The sequence below is a fragment of the Micromonospora sp. genome (assembly GCF_048594385.1).
GTDB lineage: Bacteria > Actinomycetota > Actinomycetes > Mycobacteriales > Micromonosporaceae > Micromonospora > Micromonospora wenchangensis.
Genome location: NZ_JBMDWU010000222.1, coordinates 1 through 5,949 on the forward strand (window position 1 = coordinate 1; position 5,949 = coordinate 5,949).

General features: G+C 72.3%; 5 protein-coding genes. All 5 read left to right on the plus strand.

Translation table 11 applies throughout. The features are described 5' to 3' along the window. On the plus strand, positions 1–1,516 hold a 1,516-nt coding region (locus ACOJTC_RS11845), incomplete at its 5' end, for an ABC transporter ATP-binding protein (protein ID WP_420116884.1). Beyond that, positions 1,516–2,820: an ABC transporter permease gene (locus tag ACOJTC_RS11850; protein WP_420116885.1), complete on the plus strand. Its 1,305-nt coding sequence runs from the start codon at positions 1,516–1,518 to the stop codon at positions 2,818–2,820. The genes ACOJTC_RS11845 and ACOJTC_RS11850, both read left to right, overlap by 1 nt. After that, positions 2,817–3,731: an ABC transporter permease gene (locus ACOJTC_RS11855; protein ID WP_357761296.1), complete on the plus strand. Its 915-nt coding sequence runs from the start codon at positions 2,817–2,819 to the stop codon at positions 3,729–3,731. Before ACOJTC_RS11850 ends, ACOJTC_RS11855 begins: the two co-directional genes overlap by 4 nt. Before the next feature lie 272 nt (positions 3,732–4,003). Further along, a complete protein-coding gene (locus ACOJTC_RS11860) occupies positions 4,004–4,948 on the plus strand; it encodes an alpha/beta fold hydrolase (protein ID WP_420116886.1) in 945 nt (314 codons plus the stop codon). 4 nt (positions 4,949–4,952) lie between these two features. Further along, on the plus strand, positions 4,953–5,949 hold a 997-nt coding region (locus tag ACOJTC_RS11865), incomplete at its 3' end, for a hypothetical protein (RefSeq protein WP_420116887.1).

Consider the following 5,949-nt stretch of genomic DNA (forward strand, 5'->3'; position numbering starts at 1 on the left):
GCGGGTCGGCGCGTGCGCCGGCGTGGATCTCGCCTTACCCCCCGGCGATACCCACGGCCTGCTCGGCGAGAACGGGGCCGGAAAGTCGACCCTGATGAAGATCCTGCTCGGGTTGGTGCACCGCGACGCCGGCACCATCACGCGCGGCACCGAACCGGTCGAGATCGACAGTCCGCAGGTCGCCGCCGACCTCGGGCTGGGCATGGTGCACCAGCACTTCAGCCTGATCGAACCGCTCACCGTCTGGGAGAACGTCATCCTCGGCGACACCGGGCGGATCGACCGGGCGGCGGCCTGCGCCCAGGTCGAGGAGGTGTCCCGACGGTACGGGCTGCCCATCGACCCGCACGCCCGCATCGACCGGCTCTCCGCCGGGGAACGGCAACGGGTCGAACTGATCAAGTGCCTGCGCCGTGACCCGTCCATCCTGATCCTGGACGAGCCGACCTCGGTGCTCACCCAGGCCGAGTCGGCGGAGCTGTTCACCGTCCTGCGCCGCGTGGTGCAGGCGGAACGGCGGGCGGTCATCCTGATCAGCCACAAGCTCGCCGAGATCATGGCGGCCACCGACCGGGTGACCGTGCTGCGGCGCGGCGCGGTCGCGTTCCACGGCGCGACGAAGGACACCACCGCCCAGCAACTCGCCCGGCAGATGGTCGGCCGGGAGGTGTCGTTGCAGTCCGAGAGCGCGGCGCTGGGCCTGCTACCCGTCGAGCGTCCCGAACCGGTCGAGGGCGTCGCCCCGGCGGCCGGGAACGCGACGACGTCGGAGCAGCCGGCGGCGCTGCGGCTGCGCGAGGTGACCCTGCTCGTCGGCGGCCTGCCGGTGCTGGACAAGCTCACCCTCGACGTCGCCCCCGGCGAGATCGTCGGCCTGTACGGGGTCGAGGGCAACGGCCAGGCCACCGTCGGTGAGCTGCTGTCCGGGCTGCTCGTCCCCGACTCCGGCACCGTCGAACTCGACGGCCGGCCGGTCGACCTGGTCCGGCCCGGCGCGCTGCACACCGCCGGACTCGGCATCGTGCCCGAGGCCCGGCACCACTCCGGCGTGGTGCTCGACATGAGCGTCGCCGAGAACCTGGTGATGAAGTCCCTCGCCGGGGTCACCTCACGCGGGGTGCTCAGCCGGCGCAGGATGCACCGGATCGCCCAGCGGCAGATGACCGAGTTCAACATCGTCGCGCCCTCGCCGGACACCCCGCTGCGCAGCCTCTCCGGCGGCAACCAGCAGCGGGTGGTGCTCGCCCGGGAGCTGTCCGCCGGGCCGAAGGCGCTGGTCGCCGCCCAACCCACCCACGGGCTGGACGTCGGCGCGATCGAAGACATGTACGTGCGGCTGCGGCAGGCCGCCGCGGAAGGGGTGGCGGTGTTGCTGATCTCCACGGAGCTGGAGGAGGTGATGGCCCTGGCCAACCGGATCGCGGTGATCTCCTCCGGCCGGATCGTCGGGGTGCTCCCCACCGCCGAGGCCACCGCCGAGCGGCTCGGCATGCTGGTCGGCGGGGTGAGTCACTGATGGCCACCCTCGGTATCGACGGCACCGGCCAGCGGCTGCTGCGCCGGCTCAACCCCGGCCCCGGCGGCTGGCAGGTCGGCCTCGCCACCGTCGCCACGGTGGGTGTCGCGCTCGGCCTGTCGGCCCTGCTGATCGCGGTCACCGGCGGCTCACCGGCCGCCTCCACCAAGGCCCTCTACCAGGGCAGCATGGCCACCCCGGCGGCCTGGTCCACCTCCCTGCTGTACGTCGCGCCGCTGCTGCTGGTCGCCGTCGGGGCGTGTGTCAGCGCCCGCTCCGGCTTCTTCAACATCGGCCAGGAGGGGCAGGTGCTGATCGGCGCGCTCGCCGGCGCGTGGGTCGGCCTGCGGCTGGCCGTACCCGGACCGCTGCTGCTGGTCCTGGTGCTGCTCGCCTCGGTGGTCGGTGCCGGCGTCTGGGCCGGGCTCAGCGCGCTGATGTACCGGTTCCGGGGCGTCAACGTCGTGGTCAGCACGATGCTGATGACGTTCCTCGCCCAGCAGCTCATCTCGTTCGCGGTGAACACCCCGTGGCTGCTCCAGGAGTCCCGGCTCGGCCGGGGCACGCTGTCCCCGCAGTCCAACCCGGTGCCCGAGAACGCCCGGCTCGCCTCCCTCGGTGACTACCCGAACCTCCAGCTCAACGGGGGCCTGGTGCTGGCCGTCGTGGTGGCGGTCGTGCTGGCGCTGGTGATGGCGCGTACCCGGTGGGGTTTCCGGTTGAAGATGGTCGGTCTCAACCCGGCGGCGGCCCGGCACGCGGGCGTGCGGGTCGGCGCCCTCGGCGGCATCGCTCTGGCGATCTCCGGTGCGCTGGCCGGTCTGGCCGGCGCGCTGCTGCTGACCAGCCCGGTCGGCACCAACCGGTTGCAGCCGGGGATGTCGCTCAACATCGGCTGGGACGGCCTGCTGGTCGCCCTGGTCGCCCGGAACAACCCGCTGCTGGCCATCCCGGTGGCGGTGCTGTTCGGCGTGCTGCGGGCCGGCGGCAGCTTCCTGGCCGCCACCGGAGTGCCGTCGTTCCTGGTCGACGTGGTCAAGGCGCTGCTGGTGCTGGCGTTCGTCGCACCGCCGGTGGTGATCGGCATGCTGCGTCGACGCCGCCTGGCCGACCAGCCGGCGACCCCGACCAGCCCGACCACTCCGACCGCCACGGTGGCCTCGCCCGAGCCGACCGACCCGTCGGCCCCGGCCACCCCGACCGCGTCGGTGCCCGGCCCCCGCAGCACCGCGCCGGAACCGGCGGACCCCGGCGACGCCGGGCCCACCGGCACCAAGGACGCCATGGAAGGCAGGTTGGCATGAGCGCCGCCGACAACATCGCCACCATCCTCTCCAGCGGGGCCCGGCTCACCGTGCCCCTGGCCTTCGCCGCCTGCGGGGAGTACGTCGCCCAGCGCGCCGGCACCCTCAACATCTCCGTCGAGGCGATGATGCTCGGCGCGGCGTTCGGCTCGATCGCGGTCGCCAGCGCCACCGGCAGCGCCACCATCGGCCTGGTGGCCGGCGCGCTGGTCGGGGTCGCGGTGGCATTCGTGCACGGCATCCTGTCGCACCGGGTGCAGATCAACACGTTCGTCGTCGGTCTGGTGCTCAACGCGCTGGTGCTCGGCCTGACCAGCTACCTGATCACGGTGAGCACCTTCACCGGCCACCAGGTCTGGCAGGTGGACGTCCCGGTGCTGCGGGACATCCCGATCATCGGCCCGATGCTGTTCGTGCAACGCTGGCCGGTCTACCTGCTGCTGGCGGTGGTCCCGCTGACCTGGTGGCTGGTCGAGCGCAGCCGGTGGGGGCTGGAGCTGCGCGCGGTGGGGGAGAACCCGCAGGCCGCCGACGTCAGCGGGATCGAGGTCAACAAGCGACGGCGGCAGGCGCTGCTCTGGTGCGGGCTGCTCGCCGGGCTCGGCGGGGCGTACCTGGCCGTCGGCGAGGTCGGTTCGTTCAACCAGAACATGACCGCCGGCCGGGGCTACCTGGTCATCGCGGCGGTCATCTTCGGGGCCTGGCGGCTCGGCCGGACCCTGATCGGCTGTGTCGTCTTCGGCCTGGCCGACGCGATGCGGCTGGCGCTGCCGGCGCTCGGGGTCACCATGAACTCGCAGCTGCTGATCGCCGCGCCCTACCTGCTGGCCCTGCTCGCGATGCTGGTGTTCGCCACCGCCCACCGCGAACCCCGGGCGCTGGCCCAACCGTTCCAACGCGGCACCACCTGACGGGGGATTCCCCGACTCCGGTCCGCCCACACGGCGCAGCGGCCACCCTCCTCCGGTGGCGGTCGCTGCGCCGTGTGGGTCCTGGGTCGGCACCCACCCGCCGTGGGGATCTCGTTTCGCACGAGGACCCGGGGGCCCACCGGGCATACCATGACTTTTTGTCACGATCGGTCGTGACAGCGGGACACTTCCGCAGCGCCTCGCGCGCTTGATTGGCTGGTCAGGCATCACGGGAGTGATCCGGATGCGCCGCCGATCCGAAAGAAGAACCCATGCCAAAGCCCGTGCGGGTCGTGCTCACCACCCTCGGTGTCCTGGTCGCCGTGCCGGTGCTCCTGCTCGCCACGACCGCCGTGGTGAACGTCGTGGCGACCCGGTCGGAAGCCTCCTCGATCACCCGGTACGGGCAACCCGTGCCCGTGGCCGGCAAGCGGATGAACGTGGTGGTCGCGGGGGCCGGCACCGAGACGATCGTGCTGCTGCCCGGCCTCGGCACCGCCGCCCCCGCACTCGACTTCCAGCCGCTGATCACGGAACTCCAGCGCACCTACCGGGTCGTCGCGGTCGAACCGTTCGGCACCGGCCTGAGCGACCCCGCCGACACCGAGCGCACCGCCGCGAACATCACCGCAGAGGTGCACGAGGCGCTGCGGCACCTCGGCATCGGCCGGTACGTGCTGATGGGCCACTCGATCGCCGGGATCTACGCGCTGACCTACGCCGCCAGCTACCCCGACGAACTCGTCGCCTTCGTCGGCATCGACAGCAGCGTCCCCGACCAGCCCGGTTGGGACGACCCGATCCCCACCGGCGTGATCGTCGGCCTGAGCAGGCTCGGCATCACCCGCGCGCTGGCGGCGATCACCGACGACCCGTACGCGGGCCTGCCCTACGACGAGCGGACCCGGGAACAGTTGCGGTTGCTCACCGCGAAGAACACGGCCGCCCCGACCATGGTCGACGAGATGGAGCACGCCCCGGCGAACTTCGCCGCAGTCAGCGGGAAGACCTTCCCGAAGGGCCTGCCCGTCCTGTTGTTCGTCCGGTCGAACGACACCGACGTGGCGGACTGGGTCGCCCTGCACGAGCAGCAGGCGGCGAGCGTCGACACCGGTGAGGTGGTCATCCTGGAGGGCGACCACTACCTGCACCACACCCTGTCGCCGGAGATCGCCCAGCGGACCAGGGCTTTCCTGGCGGCCCGGTCGCTACGCTGAGCCGGTGACGGACACCTGGCAGGGTGCGCCGCGAGTGGCCGCCGACCTGCGGGCGATGCGCCTGTTCACGGTGCTCTCGCTGGGGCTGGGCATGCTGATCGGTGGCGTCGTGCAGGTGCTGCTCGGCGTCGGCGTGGCAGGCGGCTCCCGCACGGTCGTCCTGGTGGTCGCGACGACCGTCGCCGTCCTGGCCGGGCTCGCCGCGATTCCCCTGCTGCTGCGGGGCCCCGATGAGGTGCCGCCCGGCCATCCGCTCGTCCTGGTGCTGCTGGCGCTGGCCGGCGCGGTGTGGGTGCTGGCCGTCGTGCCGCCGTTCGCCGGCTGGGGGTGGGCGTTCACCCTGGCGATGGCGGGCGGGGTGCTCAGTTGTCTGGTCCGGGAACGGTTCCGGGTGACGGTGATCCTCGGCACCTGGGCCGTGATCGGTCTCGGCGGCCTGATCGGCGTGCTGACCACGGTGCGCGTCGGGCCGCCGCCCGATGCGGCCGCCGACGCCATCGTGCTCAGCACCGTCGCGGTGTTCACCCTGCTGCCGCTGAGCGCGGTCTGGGTGCAGCAGGTGGTGCTGCGGCTGGAACACGCCCGCCGGCTCGCCTCCGACCTGGCGGTGGCGCGGGAGCGGCTCCGGTTCGCCGCCGACCTGCACGACATCCAGGGCCTTCCGCTTCTTCGCTATTTCGCCGATGTGGCGGTATCGAAACGACGCCGACCCCACAACATCGGCGACATTGAGTCGATCAGCACCTCCTGGAGGAATGCCGGTGGGAGCCGGCGACCACCAGGGTCGACCTGTTACAGGATGAACCCGGGCAGACCGGAGACCTGCGCCGGGACGCGTTACTTGCCGCCCTCGCGGAGCACCTGCCCGCCCAGATGGATCTCGCTGCGCCCGACCGGGTCGAGACGTGGGTCGGCCCGAGAGCCGGCCCGGCGCCGTCGCTGTTTAGCCCCAGTGGCGGGATCACTAGGGAGAGTTTACCCCCCACCCGCACAACCTCGCC

Bases quoted from the DNA above. Each gene is read 5' to 3' on its own strand.
- ACOJTC_RS11850 (WP_420116885.1), top strand. From the start codon at position 1,516: ATGGCCACCCTCGGTATCGACGGCACCGGCCAGCGGCTGCTGCGCCGG.
- ACOJTC_RS11855 (WP_357761296.1), top strand. From the start codon at position 2,817: ATGAGCGCCGCCGACAACATCGCCACCATCCTCTCCAGCGGGGCCCGG.
- ACOJTC_RS11860 (WP_420116886.1), top strand. From the start codon at position 4,004: ATGCCAAAGCCCGTGCGGGTCGTGCTCACCACCCTCGGTGTCCTGGTC.